The sequence below is a fragment of the Streptomyces sp. PH9007 genome (genome assembly GCF_059813725.1).
In genome coordinates this window covers 4743025-4757343 of the sequence record NZ_CM187440.1, presented here as the reverse complement: position 1 = coordinate 4757343, position 14319 = coordinate 4743025, and the positions used below count along the sequence as shown (strand labels likewise).

The following is a 14319-nucleotide window of genomic DNA, read 5'->3' as shown; positions in this document are numbered from 1 at the left end:
GGCCGGCGTCAGGCGTCAGGCGTCAGGCGTCAGGCGGTCGTGGCCTCGCGGTAGTACGGGTCGGCGACGGTACCCGCGCCCCTGGCCTCGTCGTACGTGTAGACCTCGCGGCCCTCGATGAAGACCCGCCGGGCCCGGCTGAGCACATCGAGCGGGTCACCGTCCCAGATCACCACATCGCCGTCCAGGCCGGGGGTCAGCGAACCGACCCGGTCGTCCAGGCCCAGGATTTCGGCGGGGTGGGTGGTGATGGTGCGCAGCGCGGTCTCCCGCGCCAGGCCCTCCTTGACGCACAGGGTCACCTGGTGCACCAGGAAGTTGATCGGCACCACGGGGTGGTCGGTGGTGATGGCGACCTTCACCCCGGCGCGCTCCATGATGCCGGGGCCGGCCAGCGTGCGGTGCCGCAGTTCGACCTTGCTGCGGGTGGTGAACAGCGGGCCGGTGATCACCGGGACGTCGCGGCGGGCGAGTTCGTCCGCGATGAGGTGCCCCTCGGTGGCGTGGTTGACCACGACCTTGTAGCCGAACTCGTCGGCCAGCCGCAGCGCGGTGGCGATGTCGTCGGCGCGGTGCGCGTGCTGGCACCACGGGAGTTCGCCGTCCAGCACCTTGGCGAGGATCTCCAGCGTGTTGTCGCGCTCGAAGGGGATGCCCTCGGCCTGCGCGTGCGCCCGCTTGGCGGCGTAGTCCTGCGCCTTGGTGAGCGCGTCCCGGATGACGGCCGCGACGCCCTGCCGAGTGGAGGGCAGCTGCTTCTTCTCGCCGTAGACCCGCTTGGGGTTCTCGCCCAGGGCGCTCTTGACGCTGACCGGCTCGCGGATCAGCATCTCCTCCACCGTGCGGCCCCAGGACTTCACGGCGACGGTCTGCCCGCCTATCGGGTTGCCGGAGCCCGGCTTGATGACGGCGCTGGTGACACCGCCCGCGAGGGCGTCGGCGAAACCGGTGTCCGCCGGGTTGATGGCGTCCAGGGCGCGCATCCGGGCGCCGACGGGGTCGGTCATCTCGTTGGTGTCCTGGCCCGCCCAGCCCTCGGCCTCCTCGTGGACGCCGATGTGGCCGTGCGCCTCCACGAAGCCGGGCAGCACCCAGGAACCGGCCGCGTCCACCGTGGTGACGCCCTCGGGGACGGTCACCTCGGCGTCGGGGCCCACGGCGGCGATCTTGCCGTCGATGATGAGAACGGTGCCGCCGTCGATGGGCTCGGCGGCGACGGGGACGACGTATCCGGATCTGATCGCGATATCCATGGATCGTGAACCTATCTCATGCCGGACGGGCCGCCAGGGCCACGGAGTGGCAGGTCAGCGCGGTACGGTCCACTGCTCACGGTCAACCTGCCCTGTACGGAAGGGGGTTGGGATTGGTCAGCGCGGACGGGTGAGGTCCCGCGGCCGGCCGGAGTCCGCTCCCGCATCCCGGACGCCGGGAAGGTGCGATCCGTGCCGTCCTGTCCATTCCTCCCGCGCTGCCAGGAAGGTGAGCACCGGCTTCAGCCAGCCCCCTGGGTCCTCCACCATGGCGACGTGATCGGTGGGCAGCTCCGCGTACGAGGCGCCGGGAATGCCGTCGGCCAGCACGCGGGAGTTGGCGGGGGGCACCAGGCTGTCCCGGGTGGTGGCGATCACCAGGGTGGGGACGGTGACCCGGGGCAGGTCGGCGGTGGTGTCCAGGGTGGGGACGAGATCGATGTGCGGGTGCAGCCGGGCGGGTTCGGACGCGCGCCAACCGGGCAGCAGCCCGAGCAGGTGGTCGTCGGCGCGGGCGAGACCGGCGGTCAGCACCAGGGCGGTGACCCGCTCGGGGTGGCGTACGGCGGCGCGTACCGCGACGGTGGTGCCGAGCGAGAAGCCCAGCACGGCGAACCGCTCCACGCCGCGGCTCACGGCCGACGCCACGACGGCGTCCGTGAGCGCGTCCAGGTCCAGCGGTGCCGGGGCGGGCGCGGTGCCGCCCGAGCCCGGATAGTCGGGGGCGACGACGGTGTGGGCGGCGGCCAGCTCCGGCAGTACCGGGGCGAAGTTGTCCGCGATGGAGCCGGTGGCGCCGTGCGCCAGCAGCAGGGCGGGGCCGTGGCCACTGACGGTGGTCGACAGGGCGGGGAAGGAATCACTCATGCCGCTACGTTGACCTGTGACATCAGTGTCAATGTCAAGAAAGGGCCGGACCCGCCATGCTGATCGGGGAACTGTCTCGCCGCACGGGGGTGCCCGCCCGGCTGCTGCGCTACTACGAACAGCGCGGGCTGCTCACCTCCCGCCGGGACACCAACAACTACCGGCAGTACGCGGAGGACGCCCCGCGCACGGTCGTCCGCATCCGCGAGATGCTGGACGCCGGACTGCCGACGGAGGCCATCCGGGAGCTGCTGCCCTGCACGGACGGCGCGGACAGCGGCGCCGACCCGTGCCCCGAGGTGCTGCGCACCCTGGCCCTGGAGCTGGAGCGCCTGGAAACCACCCTGGCCACCCTGCACGACCGCCACACAGCCCTGACCGCGTTCCGTACCGCCTCCCTGGACCGCGCCACGGCGGACGGAGCCGGCCGGACCTCAACCGGATAGCCGCCCCGGGTCGGCCTTGATCGCCCTCAGCAGCCCACGCAGCGCGGCCGGCCGGACCGTGAGCGTCGTGCCGGGGTCGGTGCTTTCGCGCAGCCGCAACAGACCGCCGGGGGCGGCTGCGACGTTGACGCAGTTGGCGCCCTGTGCGCTGTAGGACGACTTCTGCCACTCGAAGGCGCTCATCGCTGAGCCCTCCGCAGCGGAAGGCGGTCCTTCTTGATCGCTGTCAGCAACCCACGGAAACGGCCCGACCCGGCGGTAAGTATCTCCTCGGGTTCGGTACTTTCCCGCAACCACAGCAGGCCGTCCGGCCCTGCGGCGATGTTGACGCAGTTGGCCCCTTCCGTGCTGTAGGACGACTTCTGCCACTCGAAGGCCCTCATGGCTTTCCCCTCAGGTTTCCTTGGCGACGCGGCGGATGAAATCCCTGCTCTTCCGCGGCGTGAGCGCACAGCTCTCCATCCGATCAAGGATGGACCGGTAGCGACTCACCTGAGCCGCCGCGTCCAGGAAGGTACATCCGTGGTCCGAATCCAGGATGACCGTATCCAGCTCGGGAACCGGTCCGCTGACATAGCTGATCGGCTGTCCGGAGGCCGGATAGTCGCCCAATCCGAAGGGGACAACAAGAATCTTCACGTTCTCAAGTTCGCTCGCCTCGACGAGGAACCGCAGTTGCTCCCGTGTGACGTCAAGGCCACCGAAGCCCATCCTGAGAGCCGCCTCATCGCCGCACCAAGCACTCGACCTGCCCCGTCCTGAGTGGTTCGAGCCATCGCTCAAAGCCCTCGGCTGGGCCGGAGCCTAAAGCCCAGTTCCGCTGCCAGGCGATCTCGGTGTACAGCGCGAACATGGCGCCTTGCGGGCACCGCCGGTCGTCCATCAGCTGCAGGCCCGGTGACCGCTCGGGCCGCTTCGGCAGCAGCGGCCCGAGCACCACCCAATCCACGGCCTATTGCTCACACCTTCAGGAACGGCTCAATCCTCACACGGACACGGCCACCAGCCCCGCACCACAAGATCGCGTTACGAGCTCTGAGGAACTATCAGCCCAGCCAGCCAGAATCACTAGGCGGGAACAGAACCCAATGAGCGCTCAGCACCTTCGATAAGCTCTTTGTAAGTGAGTACCTCTACACGATTTATGTGAGTATTGAGAGTGCGAAGCGCTTCATACACCGCCGCTTCGGGCACCGAAGGCTGAATCGAAGGGTGCCCAATCAACACGAGCGCACTGGCTCGACGGGTTTCTATACCGAACTCCTCTCGGATGCGAAGACGATTCTCGTCCAGACCAACTAGATAATTCACTGCCTGCCCAACAGCATTGTGAACATCTGCGGTAGGCACCCATGATCCACGGTACTTTTTCACCAAGTTCCCGGATAGGCTCATGGCACGTTTCAATTCGACCACGTGCAGAGCCCCGTCTCCGCGAATCAGCGGAATATCGGCTTCGTCACCTGGCACGAGTCGGCGACGGGCAGCTTCTCCCACAAAACGCCCGCCAAAAATCCAGTGCTGCCCTTGCAGGGCAACCTGTAGATCATGTTCAGAAGCCTTGCAGTCTTCGACGACAGCGCGCAAGGCAGCCAGGCCAGTCGATCGCCGGTGCCACTCAGCCGCCCTGATGACTAGCTGCCCATGCGTATCAGCGGCAAGCAAGGCAATGGCTTCCGGCGAGGTGACAATTCGCCGCGCGGCTTCGGCGGCATCTTCTACATCCACACGCTCTTGGAGTACACGCTCCAACCACACAGCTCTCTCTGCCCGGCCACGAAGAAGGCGATAGCGTCCAGGGCGATCCTCCGGCGCGTCAAGGAATCGAGCATCCTCTCCGAGCCCGCCAAAGTGGGACATAAGATCCGCTATACTCGCGTCAGGATGCTCGTTTAGGTATTCATGGCCAGCGTCAACGATATACCTGAAGTTGATCGAAAGAATATTTCCGACAAATTTCCTCAACAGCTCATTGCGCACGCCATCCTGAAAAAGGCGATATCGTTCGGTGAAGTCAGGTTGCAGAATTCTCCCTTCGGCATAATCCAGAGAGTCCTGAACCAGCCGTACAACCTGCCATTCACTGACATCTGCCGCACGTTGGCGAGCACCTTCGAGAATCTCTACGAGGACCTTCCCTCCCCTTCGGTGCCTTCCACTTCCACTTCTCATGTGCTTGAGTGCCGAGGCAAGGGCAGCCCTTACCTCAGGATGGCTGGCCTCCTCCAGCACCTTGACTAGCTGCAACTCCAGCGAAAAGTCTGATCGGATACTCATGCGGGGATTGTGTCCCAAGGGTCTGACACTCAGGCGGAGTTGAAGGCGTCGACAGGCGCCCGCGCACCACCTAATCCCAAGCCGTCGGGGGTGCTGCGCCATGTCCCTTCCGTGCCCAGGGACACCTGGACGACCGCCGGGGCGGCGGCCGACTGGATGCGGCAGCAGTGGGACGCGCACACCCCTACCGTCACGCACGAGGACCCGGACAACCGACGCCGGTACAGCGAGACCACCCTCTCCCACGGGGAGGACAACGTATGGCGCTGGTGGCATCCGGCCCCGCCCGGGCCGGGCATGGTGCACGTCGCAGTGGTTCGCTGCCCGCACAAGTCGGCGGCGGGCCGGGCCATTCCGTGCCCCGGACCACCGCCGGACGGTTCCTCGAACATGTAGAAGTCCGCGCAAGTAGCTGGCGGCGAAGAGGAAACCGAGTGCAGGATCATGGCTACGGATCGTCACTCAACGCAGTGGAGGAAACATGGCGTTGCGGAAATTGGGCAAGGACCCGGAGAGTCCCGATGGCGGCTCACCCACGGTGTATCTGAACGAAGAGAGCGGGAACTACATCCTTCAGGGCTGGCGCGTGTCCGATGCCAAGCATCTCGCTCAGATGGACATTCCGGATCGCGAAACGGTGATCGAGTTCCCCCGTCGCATGATGCAGTTCTTCCCGGAGGTGACCGGTGGCCGGTGAGTCGCCTTTCGAGGGGCTGCTGAACAGCGCCCAGCTCAGCGCGTATCACCTGGAGATGCGCGACGGTTACATGCTGGATGAGGACTACCGCGCATGGGCTTCGGGAGGTACGTACGACGAAACGGACCCACGGTGGTCGTGGTGGACGAGCCTGGTCTCCAGCGCGGTGTCCCGTGGCGTGCGGGTGCATCGGGCCCGGATCGTCTCCGAGCCGATCTCCCGTTACATCCGGTACGAGTACGAACTCACCGGTCCGCTCAACATCAAGGCGGGCGAGGACGTACGCTGGCTGCCGCGCAGGCAGGCGTCAGACCTCGCGCTCCCGGGAAATGACTTCTGGCTCATCGACGGAACGACACTGCTCCTCAATCACTTCGACGGGGACGGAAACATGACCGGGACGGAGCTGGTCACGGATCGCGAAGTGGCGACGCTGTGCGCCACCGCATTCGAGGCCGTCTGGGAGCGGGCCATCCCGCATCAGGATTATTGGCCAGACTGACCGCGTGACCAGCTCATGGAACAGTAAGCAGGCCCGCACGGCACTGGCCCGGCGACTGCGGGAGATCCGGAAGGATGCCGGGGGCCTCGGCGCTTTGCTTTCCTGCTGGAGGAGAGCGTTCTTCGGAACCGCATCGGCAAACGTGAGGACATGGCGGAGCTGCTGCGCAACCTGCTGCGATTGGCGAAGCTTCCGAACCTCAGCCTGGGAGTGATTCCGCTGGACGCGGACCGTACCGGCATGTGGCCCGTCGAAAGTTTCTGGCTGTTCGACGACGCCCAGGTCAATGTCGAACTGGTCGCCGCCTATCTCACCGTGACCCAGCCGAACGAGGTCGCCGCCTATGCCCGTACCTTCACCGCTCTCGCCGACATCGCCGTGCACGGGCCCGCAGCGCGGACGTTGATCGAGGAGGCCATCGCGGCGTTGTCAGCGCCTCGTCAGGCGCCCTGACCGGACGGGTGCCGGCCGGCCGGGCGGCGTCACCCCCCGGTGACGCCGCCCGGGGCCGTCATGCGGGGCCGTCAGGCCGGGCAGCTCAGGTCGCCCGCCGGCAGGACGCCGGTGCGCAGGTAGTCGTTGACCAGGTCGTCCACGCAGGCGCTGCCGTACTCCCCGTACACCGCGTGGTGCGCGGCGCCCTCCAGGGTGAGGAGCCGGGAGGCGGGCCACTCCTGGCGCATCTCCACGGTGCCCTCGTAGGGCGTGCGCGGGTCGCCGGTGGCGGCGACCAGCAGGGCGGGGATGTCGTTGTTCAGCACGGTGGGGGCTTCCAGCGGCTCGTCCCAGAACTCGCAGGGGGTGATGTTGTTGGCCAGCGGGCCGGCGAAGGGGTGGACGGCGCGGGCGCGTTCGATGTCCTGCCAGTAGGCGTCGACACCGCGCTGGGCGGCCACATCGCCGCAGATGATCGCCATCTGCGCGCTGCCGTAGGCGGAGCCGGCGCCGGTGGTGAGGTAGGTCAGTTCCTCCGCGAAGTCCGGGTCGGGGGTCACCTGTTCGCCGGCCGCCGCCCGGGCCAGCAGCCCGACGGAGGTGGCCAGCCGGTCGCGCGACGCGTCGACGCCCGAGCCGATGCCGCTGAAGAGCAGCAGCGGCACGGTGTGCGCGTCGACCGTGTGCGCGCCGACCCGCAGCGGTGCCCGTTCGGCCGCCGCCCGGATCGTGTCCACGACGTCCAGCACCTCCTGGCCGGTGGCGCCCAGACCGTAGCGGTCCTGGCGCTGCGCGGCCCAGTCGGCCCACTCGGCGAGCGCCGCCTCGTTGGCGGCCTCGGTCCCCCGCAGCAGGGTCGGTGTGTAGCGGTCGGGGTTGATGACCCCGTCCAGCACGACCCGGTCGGTGCGGCCGGGGAAGAGCTGGGTGTAGACCTCGCCGAGGTAGCTGCCGTAGGAGTAGCCGAAGTAGGAGATCCGCCGCTCGCCCAGCGCGTGCCGGATGACATCCATGTCGCGGGCGGTGTTGCGGGTGGTGAGGTACGGCAGCACCTCGCCCTCGGTGGCCCGGCAGCGCTCCGCCAGCTCCCACTGGGCGGCGGCATGCCGCAGATAGCTTCCCCGGTCAGGGCCGGGGCCGAAGATCCCGGAGCCCACCGGCCAGCCGCAGTCCACCGGGGTGCTGCGGCCCACTCCGCGCGGGTCGAATCCGATGAGGTCGTACCGTCCGGCCAGGTCCTCCCCCATCGACCCGGCGACCTGCACCGGCATGTCGAGCCCGGTGCCGGCCGGTCCGCCGGGGTTCATCAGCAGGGCGCCGATCCGCTCGCCCGTGTCGTCGGCGGGCAGCCGGGAGATCGCCACCGTGAGGGTGGGCCCGTGCGGATCGGAGTAGTCCAGCGGGACGGTCACCTCCGCGCACTGGGCACCGGCGGCGGCGAGCGCCCGGCCGGCCGCGTCGCCGTCGCTCTCGGCGACGCAGGGCTGCCAGCGCAGGTGCTGGGAGTGGTAGGCGTCCAGGTCACGCTCCGTGGCCGCCGCCCCGGTGGGGGCGGTGATCAGCACGGCGGCGGCGCAGGCGGCGGCACCGGCGGCCACGGCCCTCTTCCCTCGCGTTGTGGTTCGCATGGCAGGGACGCTAGGCGCGGGCGGTACCCCCGCTGAATGGGGCGGCCCCGCCACCCTGTCCGGGGGTTAACCCCCGGACAGGGCATCCGGGTTGAGGATCAGAAGACGGCTTCGGTCTCGTCCATCCGGAACTGCGGCACCCGCTTGAGGTCGGCGGTCGCGCTGGCGAGGGGCGCCATCACGATCTCGGTGCCGCGCAGCGCCGTCATCTTGCCGAACTCGCCGTTGTGCGCGGCTTCCACCGCGTGCCAGCCGAAGCGGGTGGCCAGCACCCGGTCGTACGCGGTCGGTGTCCCGCCGCGCTGGATGTGGCCGAGGATGACCGGGCGGGCCTCCTTGCCGAGCCGCTGCTCCAGCTCGATGGCGAGCCGGTTGCCGATGCCGGCGAACCGCTCGTGGCCGTACGGGTCGATCTCGCCCTTCTCGTACGGCATGGAGCCCTCGGCCGGGCGGGCGCCCTCGGCAACGCAGATCACGGCGAACTTCTTGCCGCGCGCGAACCGTTCCTCGACCATTTTGCACAGATCATCGACTTGGAAGGGCCGCTCTGGGATACAGATACCGTGCGCTCCACCCGCCATGCCGGACTCCAGGGCGATCCAGCCCGCGTGCCGGCCCATGACCTCGACCACCATCACCCGCTGGTGCGATTCGGCGGTGGTCTTGAGGCGGTCTATGGCCTCGGTGGCGACGCCGACCGCGGTGTCGAAACCGAAGGTGCGGTCGGTGGCGGAGATGTCGTTGTCGATCGTCTTGGGAACGCCGACGACGGGGATGCCGGCCTCGGCCAGCATCCGGGCGGCGGTCAGGGTGCCCTCGCCGCCGATCGGGATGAGCGCGTCCAGGCCGAGCTTGTGGCGGAACGCCTCGGCGTTGTCGCACGCCTCGGCCAGCCGGGCGCGCTCCAGGCGGCTGGAGCCCAGGATGGTGCCGCCGCGGGCGAGGATCCCGGAGACGGCGTTGATGTCCAGCTCGCGGTAGCGGCCTTCCAGCAGGCCCTTGAAGCCGTCCTCGAAACCGATCACCTGGTCACCGCGGTCGACGACGGCCCGGTGGACGACCGAGCGGATCACGGCGTTGAGGCCAGGGCAGTCACCGCCCGCGGTGAGAACTCCGATACGCATGGGGATGCTCTCCTCTTCGGGGATCGGGAGGGTGGCGCGGGGCCGCTTCTTCGAGGCCGCCCGAATTGTTTCACGCCCACGGCCCCCTCCTCACTCCCCTGCTCACATCGTGAACGGATCGGCCACCCCGACCCACCGCGCGGGTTACTCAGCGTCATAGGTATTGTCAAGACCATAGATATAAACGATTGGGTGACGATGAGATCGGCAGTGATGGCGCCATGACCCGCAGCGTGTACGTGACCGGCATCGGCCGCGGCGACGGCCGGCAGGTGATCGAGCTGGGGGTCATGGAGCTGCTGACCCGCCAGGTGGACCGGGTCGGCGTCTTCCGTCCCCTCGCCCACCCGGGCCCCGATCCCGTCTTCGAACTGCTGCGCGGGCGCTACCGGCTCTCCCAGTCCCGCGAGGACGCCCGCGGCATGGAGTACGCGGAGGCCGCCGCCCTCCAGGCCGAGCACGGCATGGACGAGCTGGTCACCGCCCTCGTCGAGCGCTACCACAACGTCGCCCGCGACTACGAGGCCGTACTCGTCCTGGGCACCGACTACGCCGACACCCAGCTGCCCGCCGAGCTGACCCTCAACGCCCGGCTGGCCAACGAGTTCGGCTCCGTCGTCCTGCCCGTGGTGGCCGGCCTGGACCAGAGCGCCGAATCCGTGGTCGCCGAGGTCCGCAACGCGCACCACGCCTTCACCTCGCTGGGCTGCGAGGTGATCGCCACCATCGCCAACCGGGTCCGCGACTCGCACGCCGCGGCCGCCGCCCGCGAGCTGGGCACCCACCTCCCCGAGCCGGTGTACGTCCTGCCCGAGGAGCCGGCGCTCTCCGCGCCCACCGTGACCCAGATCGCCGAGGCGCTGGACGCCGAGGTGCTGCTCGGCGACCGCACCGGTCTCGCCCGTGACGTGCGCGACTTCGTGATCGGCGGCGCCATGCTGCCGACCTTCCTCACCGCGCTGCGCGAGGCTTCCCTCGTCGTCACCCCCGGTGACCGCGCCGACCTGGTGGTGGGAGCCCTGGCCGCGCACTCCGCCGGCGCCCCGCCCATCGCCGGGGTACTGCTCACCCTCGGCGAGCGGCCCGGCGCGGAGACCATGGCGCTCGCCGCCCGGCTCGCCCCCGGCACCCCCGTCCTGTCGGTGCCCGGCGGCACCTTCCACACCGCCGCCGCGCTGTCGGGCCTGGAGGGGAAGCTGACCGCCGCGACCCCGCGCAAGGCGGAGATCGCGCTCGGCCTGTTCGAGACGCACGTGGACACCGCGCAGCTCACCGAGCGGCTGTCGGTGGTGCGCAGCGAGCGCGTGACCCCGATGATGTTCGAGCACGAGCTGATCGAGCGCTCCCGGACCGGGCGCCGCCACGTCGTCCTCCCGGAGGGCACCGAGGAGCGGGTGCTGCGCGCCGCCGAGGTGCTGCTGCGCCGCAACGTGTGCGATCTGACGCTGCTGGGCGAGGAGGGCGCGGTCCGCAAGCGGGCCGCCGATCTCGGCATCGATCTGCGGCTGCACGGCGCGGCCGAGCCCGTCGACATCGACCCCGGCGCGACCACCACCGCCTGCGTGGCCCGGGTGGTGGACCCGCAGACCTCCCCGCTGCGGGAACGTTTCGCCGAGCTGTACGCCAAGCTCCGCGCCCACAAGGGCGTCACCTACGAGCTGGCCTGGGACGTGGTGTGCGACGTGTCCTACTTCGGCACGCTCATGGTCCAGGAGGGGCTGGCGGACGGCATGGTCTCCGGCGCCGTGCACTCCACCGCCGCCACCATCCGCCCCGCCTTCGAGGTGATCAAGACCAAGCCGGACGCGGCGATCGTCTCCTCGGTGTTCTTCATGTGCCTGGCCGACAAGGTGCTCGTGTACGGCGACTGCGCCGTCAACCCGGACCCGAACGCCGAGCAGCTCGCCGACATCGCCATCCAGTCGGCCACCACCGCCGCCCAGTTCGGCGTGGAGCCGCGGATCGCCATGCTGTCCTACTCCACCGGCACCTCCGGGTCCGGCGCGGACGTGGACAAGGTGCGGGCGGCCACCGAGCTGGTGCGGGAGCGGCGCCCGGATCTGCTGGTGGAGGGCCCGATCCAGTACGACGCGGCCGTGGAGCCCTCAGTGGCCGCCACCAAGCTGCCGGGCTCGGAGGTCGCCGGCCAGGCCACCGTGCTGGTCTTCCCCGACCTCAACACGGGCAACAACACGTACAAGGCCGTGCAGCGCTCGGCGGGCGCCGTCGCGGTCGGCCCGGTCCTCCAGGGCCTGCGCAAGCCGGTGAACGACCTGTCCCGCGGCGCCCTGGTGCAGGACATCGTCAACACCGTCGCCATCACCGCCATCCAGGCCCAGCGCCAGAACCCGCACCACCCCCAGCAGCGGCCCCAGCAGAAAGTGAATTCGTGAGCGACCACCCCTCCCGCGTCCTCGTGCTGAACTCCGGTTCTTCCTCGGTGAAGTACCAGCTGTTCGACATGACCGATCACTCCCGGCTCGCCGCCGGCCTGGTGGAGCGCATCGGGGAGAAGGGCGCCCGGCTGACGCACACCCGGGCCGGCGGTGAGCGGCGCGAGGTCACCGACGCCCCGCTCCCCGACCACGCCGCGGCCCTCAAGGCGGCGGCGCGGGAGCTGGCGGCGGACGGCTACGGCCTGGACGACCCCGGGCTGGCCGCCATCGGGCACCGCGTGGTGCACGGCGGGAAGCGCTTCACCGAACCGACCGTCATCGACGACGCCGTGATCGCCGAGATCGAGCGTCTCGTCCCGGTCGCCCCGCTGCACAATCCGGCCAACCTGACCGGCATCCGCACCGCGCTGGAGCTGAACCCGCGGGTGCCGCAGGTCGCGGTGTTCGACACGGCGTTCCACACCACCATGCCGGAGCACGCCGCCCGCTACGCCCTGGACATCGCGACCGCCGACGCGCACCGGGTGCGGCGGTACGGCTTCCACGGCACCTCGCACGCGTACGTCTCGCGGCGCACGGCCGAGCTGCTCGGCAAGGACGTGGCGGACGTCAACGTCATCGTGCTGCACCTGGGGAACGGGGCCTCGGCCTCGGCGGTGGCCGGCGGGCGCTGCGTGGACACCTCCATGGGGCTCACCCCGCTGGAGGGTCTGGTGATGGGCACCCGCTCCGGCGACATCGACCCGGCGGTGATCTTCCATCTGTCGCGGGTGGCGGGGATGTCGGTGGACGAGATCGACGACCTGCTGAACAAGCGTTCGGGCCTGGTCGGGCTGTGCGGCGACAACGACATGCGGGAGATCACCCGCCGGATGGCGGAGGGCGACGACGCGGCCCGGCTGGCGTTCGAGATCTACACCTACCGGCTGAAGAAGTACATCGGCGCGTACTACGCGGTGCTGGGCCGGGTGGACGCCATCGCCTTCACCGCCGGGGTCGGGGAGAACGCCGCGAACGTGCGGGCCGCCGCCGTGGACGGTCTGGTCGGCTTCGGGGTGGTCGTCGACGAGAAGCTGAACACGACACCTGGCAGCGAGCCGCGGTTCATCTCTCCGCAGTACGCTTCCGTGGCGGTCGCCGTGGTTCCCACGGATGAGGAACTGGAGATCGCGACGCAGGCGTTCGCGCTGGTCAGCCCCTGACGCGACGGGCAGCGGGGCCGCCATTATTCCGCTACGGAACAAAACGATAGGATCGTCTGCATGCGCCGTTCCAAAATCGTCTGCACCCTGGGCCCCGCTGTCGACTCCTATGAGCAGCTCAAGGCGCTCATCGACGCCGGTATGAACGTGGCCCGTTTCAACTTCAGCCACGGGAGCCACCAGGAGCACGAGGAGCGGTACCACCGCGTACGCAAGGCGAGCGAGGACACCGGCGTGGCCGTCGGCGTCCTGGCCGACCTCCAGGGCCCCAAGATCCGCCTGGAGACCTTCGCGGACGGCCCCGTCGAGCTGGAGCGCGGGGACGAGTTCACGATCACCACCGAGGACGTCCCCGGTGACAAGACCATCTGCGGCACCACCTACAAGGGGCTGCCCGGGGATGTCGCCAAGGGCGAGACCATCCTCATCAACGACGGCAACGTCTCGCTCCAGGTGCTGGAGGTCGACGGCCCGCGGGTGCGGACCATCGTGATCGAGGGCGGGGTGATCTCCGACCACAAGGGGATCAACCTCCCGGGCATCGCGGTGAACGTCCCGGCGCTGTCCGAGAAGGACATCGAGGACCTGGAGTTCGCGCTGCGGCTCGGCGTCGACATGGTGGCGCTGTCCTTCGTGCGCGACGCGGACGACGTGCGGGACGTCCACGAGGTCATGGACCGGGTGGGCCGCCGGGTTCCGGTCATCGCCAAGGTGGAGAAGCCGCAGGCGGTGGAGAACATGGAGGCGGTCGTCCTCGCCTTCGACGCCGTGATGGTGGCCCGCGGTGACCTCGCCGTGGAGTACCCGCTGGAGAAGGTGCCGCTGGTGCAGAAGCGGCTCATCGAGATGTGCCGCCGCAACGCCAAGCCGGTGATCGTCGCGACCCAGATGATGGAGTCGATGATCACCAACTCGCGGCCGACCCGCGCGGAGGCCTCCGACGTCGCCAACGCGATCCTGGACGGCGCGGACGCGGTGATGCTCTCGGCGGAGTCCTCGGTGGGCCGGTACCCGATCGAGACCGTCAAGACGATGTCGAAGATCGCGATCGCGGCGGAGGAGCAGCTGCTCGCCCGTGGCCTCCAGCCGCTGGTGCCCGGCAAGAAGCCCCGTACCCAGGGTGGTTCGGTGGCCCGCGCGGCCTGCGAGATGGCGGACTTCCTGGACGGCAAGTCGCTGGTGGCCTTCACCAAGTCCGGCGACACCGCGCGGCGGCTCTCCCGTTACCGGGCGGCCCAGCCGATCCTGGCCTTCACCACCGAGCCCTCGACCCGCAACCAGCTGACGCTGACCTGGGGTGTGGAGACCTATGTGGTGCCGTGGGTGAGCCACACGGACGAGATGGTGGAGCTGGTGGACGCGGAGCTGCTGAAGCTGAACCGCTATCACCGCGGCGACACCATGATCATCACCGCCGGTTCGCCTCCCGGGGTGGCCGGCAGCACCAACATGGTGCGGGTGCACCACCTGGGTGGTCAGCAGGGCGTCTGAG

At 69.2% G+C, this 14319-nt stretch carries 15 protein-coding genes and 1 pseudogene; 8 read left to right on the top strand and 8 right to left on the bottom strand.

The window, feature by feature from the left end; genetic code table 11:
- Window positions 1-29 precede the first annotated feature (29 nt).
- Together ACTFAP_RS22070 and ACTFAP_RS22065 are read right to left on the bottom strand one after the other, a co-directional pair.
- Window positions 30-1253 (bottom strand): amidohydrolase family protein, encoded by a 1224-nt coding sequence (locus tag ACTFAP_RS22070; RefSeq protein WP_495682053.1) that lies wholly within the window; start codon window positions 1251-1253, stop codon window positions 30-32.
- 117 nt (window positions 1254-1370) lie between these two features.
- Window positions 1371-2120 carry an alpha/beta fold hydrolase gene (locus ACTFAP_RS22065; RefSeq protein WP_500467217.1) on the bottom strand — a complete coding sequence of 250 codons (750 nt, stop codon included), beginning with the start codon at window positions 2118-2120 and terminating at the stop codon, window positions 1371-1373.
- A 56-nt stretch (window positions 2121-2176) separates the two neighbouring features.
- Here ACTFAP_RS22065 and ACTFAP_RS22060 point away from each other — a divergent pair, with 56 nt between their 5' ends.
- Window positions 2177-2566, top strand: a complete 390-nt coding sequence (locus ACTFAP_RS22060) for a MerR family transcriptional regulator (RefSeq protein WP_495682051.1) — start codon at window positions 2177-2179, stop codon at window positions 2564-2566.
- Here the strand turns inward: ACTFAP_RS22060 and ACTFAP_RS22055 are convergent.
- The 4 genes from ACTFAP_RS22055 to ACTFAP_RS22040 all read right to left on the bottom strand — a co-directional run bounded on the left by ACTFAP_RS22055 (window position 2555) and on the right by ACTFAP_RS22040 (window position 4843).
- Window positions 2555-2749 (bottom strand): DUF397 domain-containing protein, encoded by a 195-nt coding sequence (locus tag ACTFAP_RS22055; protein ID WP_495682050.1) that lies wholly within the window; start codon window positions 2747-2749, stop codon window positions 2555-2557. The two genes, ACTFAP_RS22060 and ACTFAP_RS22055, sit on opposite strands and share 12 nt — an antisense overlap.
- Window positions 2746-2949, bottom strand: coding sequence for a DUF397 domain-containing protein (locus ACTFAP_RS22050; RefSeq protein ID WP_495682049.1), 204 nt, complete (start codon window positions 2947-2949; stop codon window positions 2746-2748). The genes ACTFAP_RS22055 and ACTFAP_RS22050 overlap by 4 nt, the downstream gene beginning before the upstream one ends.
- 10 nt (window positions 2950-2959) lie before the next feature.
- A complete protein-coding gene (locus tag ACTFAP_RS22045) occupies window positions 2960-3349 on the bottom strand; it encodes a DUF5753 domain-containing protein (protein WP_500467216.1) in 390 nt (129 codons plus the stop codon).
- A gap of 285 nt (window positions 3350-3634) precedes the next feature.
- Complete coding sequence (locus ACTFAP_RS22040) at window positions 3635-4843, bottom strand: Shedu anti-phage system protein SduA domain-containing protein (protein ID WP_500467215.1); 1209 nt, start codon at window positions 4841-4843, stop codon at window positions 3635-3637.
- Window positions 4844-4954: 111 nt separating this feature from the next.
- Between ACTFAP_RS22040 and ACTFAP_RS22035 the strand changes: the two genes are divergently transcribed.
- The 4 genes and pseudogenes from ACTFAP_RS22035 to ACTFAP_RS22020 all read left to right on the top strand — a co-directional run.
- Entirely contained in the window at window positions 4955-5239 is a 285-nt protein-coding gene (locus ACTFAP_RS22035) for a hypothetical protein (RefSeq protein WP_500467214.1), read from the top strand.
- Between the two features lie 85 nt (window positions 5240-5324).
- Window positions 5325-5540, top strand: coding sequence for a hypothetical protein (locus ACTFAP_RS22030; RefSeq protein ID WP_500467213.1), 216 nt, complete (start codon window positions 5325-5327; stop codon window positions 5538-5540).
- Window positions 5530-6042: a DUF6879 family protein gene (locus tag ACTFAP_RS22025; RefSeq protein WP_500467212.1), complete on the top strand. Its 513-nt coding sequence runs from the start codon at window positions 5530-5532 to the stop codon at window positions 6040-6042. The genes ACTFAP_RS22030 and ACTFAP_RS22025 overlap by 11 nt, the downstream gene beginning before the upstream one ends.
- A gap of 93 nt (window positions 6043-6135) precedes the next feature.
- Window positions 6136-6495, top strand: a pseudogene (locus ACTFAP_RS22020) (Scr1 family TA system antitoxin-like transcriptional regulator); the annotation flags it as partial.
- Window positions 6496-6566: 71 nt separating this feature from the next.
- Here ACTFAP_RS22020 and ACTFAP_RS22015 read toward each other — a convergent pair.
- Together ACTFAP_RS22015 and ACTFAP_RS22010 are read right to left on the bottom strand one after the other, a co-directional pair.
- On the bottom strand, window positions 6567-8105 hold the full coding sequence (locus tag ACTFAP_RS22015; protein WP_500467211.1) for an alpha/beta hydrolase: 1539 nt from the start codon (window positions 8103-8105) through the stop codon (window positions 6567-6569).
- 98 nt (window positions 8106-8203) lie between these two features.
- Entirely contained in the window at window positions 8204-9229 is a 1026-nt protein-coding gene (locus ACTFAP_RS22010; protein ID WP_390123493.1) for an ATP-dependent 6-phosphofructokinase, read from the bottom strand.
- A 221-nt stretch (window positions 9230-9450) separates the two neighbouring features.
- Between ACTFAP_RS22010 and pta the strand changes: the two genes are divergently transcribed.
- The 3 genes from pta to pyk are packed head-to-tail and all read left to right on the top strand — an operon-like array spanning window position 9451 to window position 14318.
- Window positions 9451-11622 (top strand): phosphate acetyltransferase, encoded by a 2172-nt coding sequence (gene pta / locus ACTFAP_RS22005; RefSeq protein ID WP_495682041.1) that lies wholly within the window; start codon window positions 9451-9453, stop codon window positions 11620-11622.
- Window positions 11619-12827 carry an acetate kinase gene (locus tag ACTFAP_RS22000; RefSeq protein ID WP_500467209.1) on the top strand — a complete coding sequence of 403 codons (1209 nt, stop codon included), beginning with the start codon at window positions 11619-11621 and terminating at the stop codon, window positions 12825-12827. The genes pta and ACTFAP_RS22000 overlap by 4 nt, the downstream gene beginning before the upstream one ends.
- Before the next feature lie 60 nt (window positions 12828-12887).
- Window positions 12888-14318, top strand: coding sequence for a pyruvate kinase (gene pyk, locus ACTFAP_RS21995; RefSeq protein WP_390123487.1), 1431 nt, complete (start codon window positions 12888-12890; stop codon window positions 14316-14318).
- Window position 14319 lies beyond the last annotated feature (1 nt).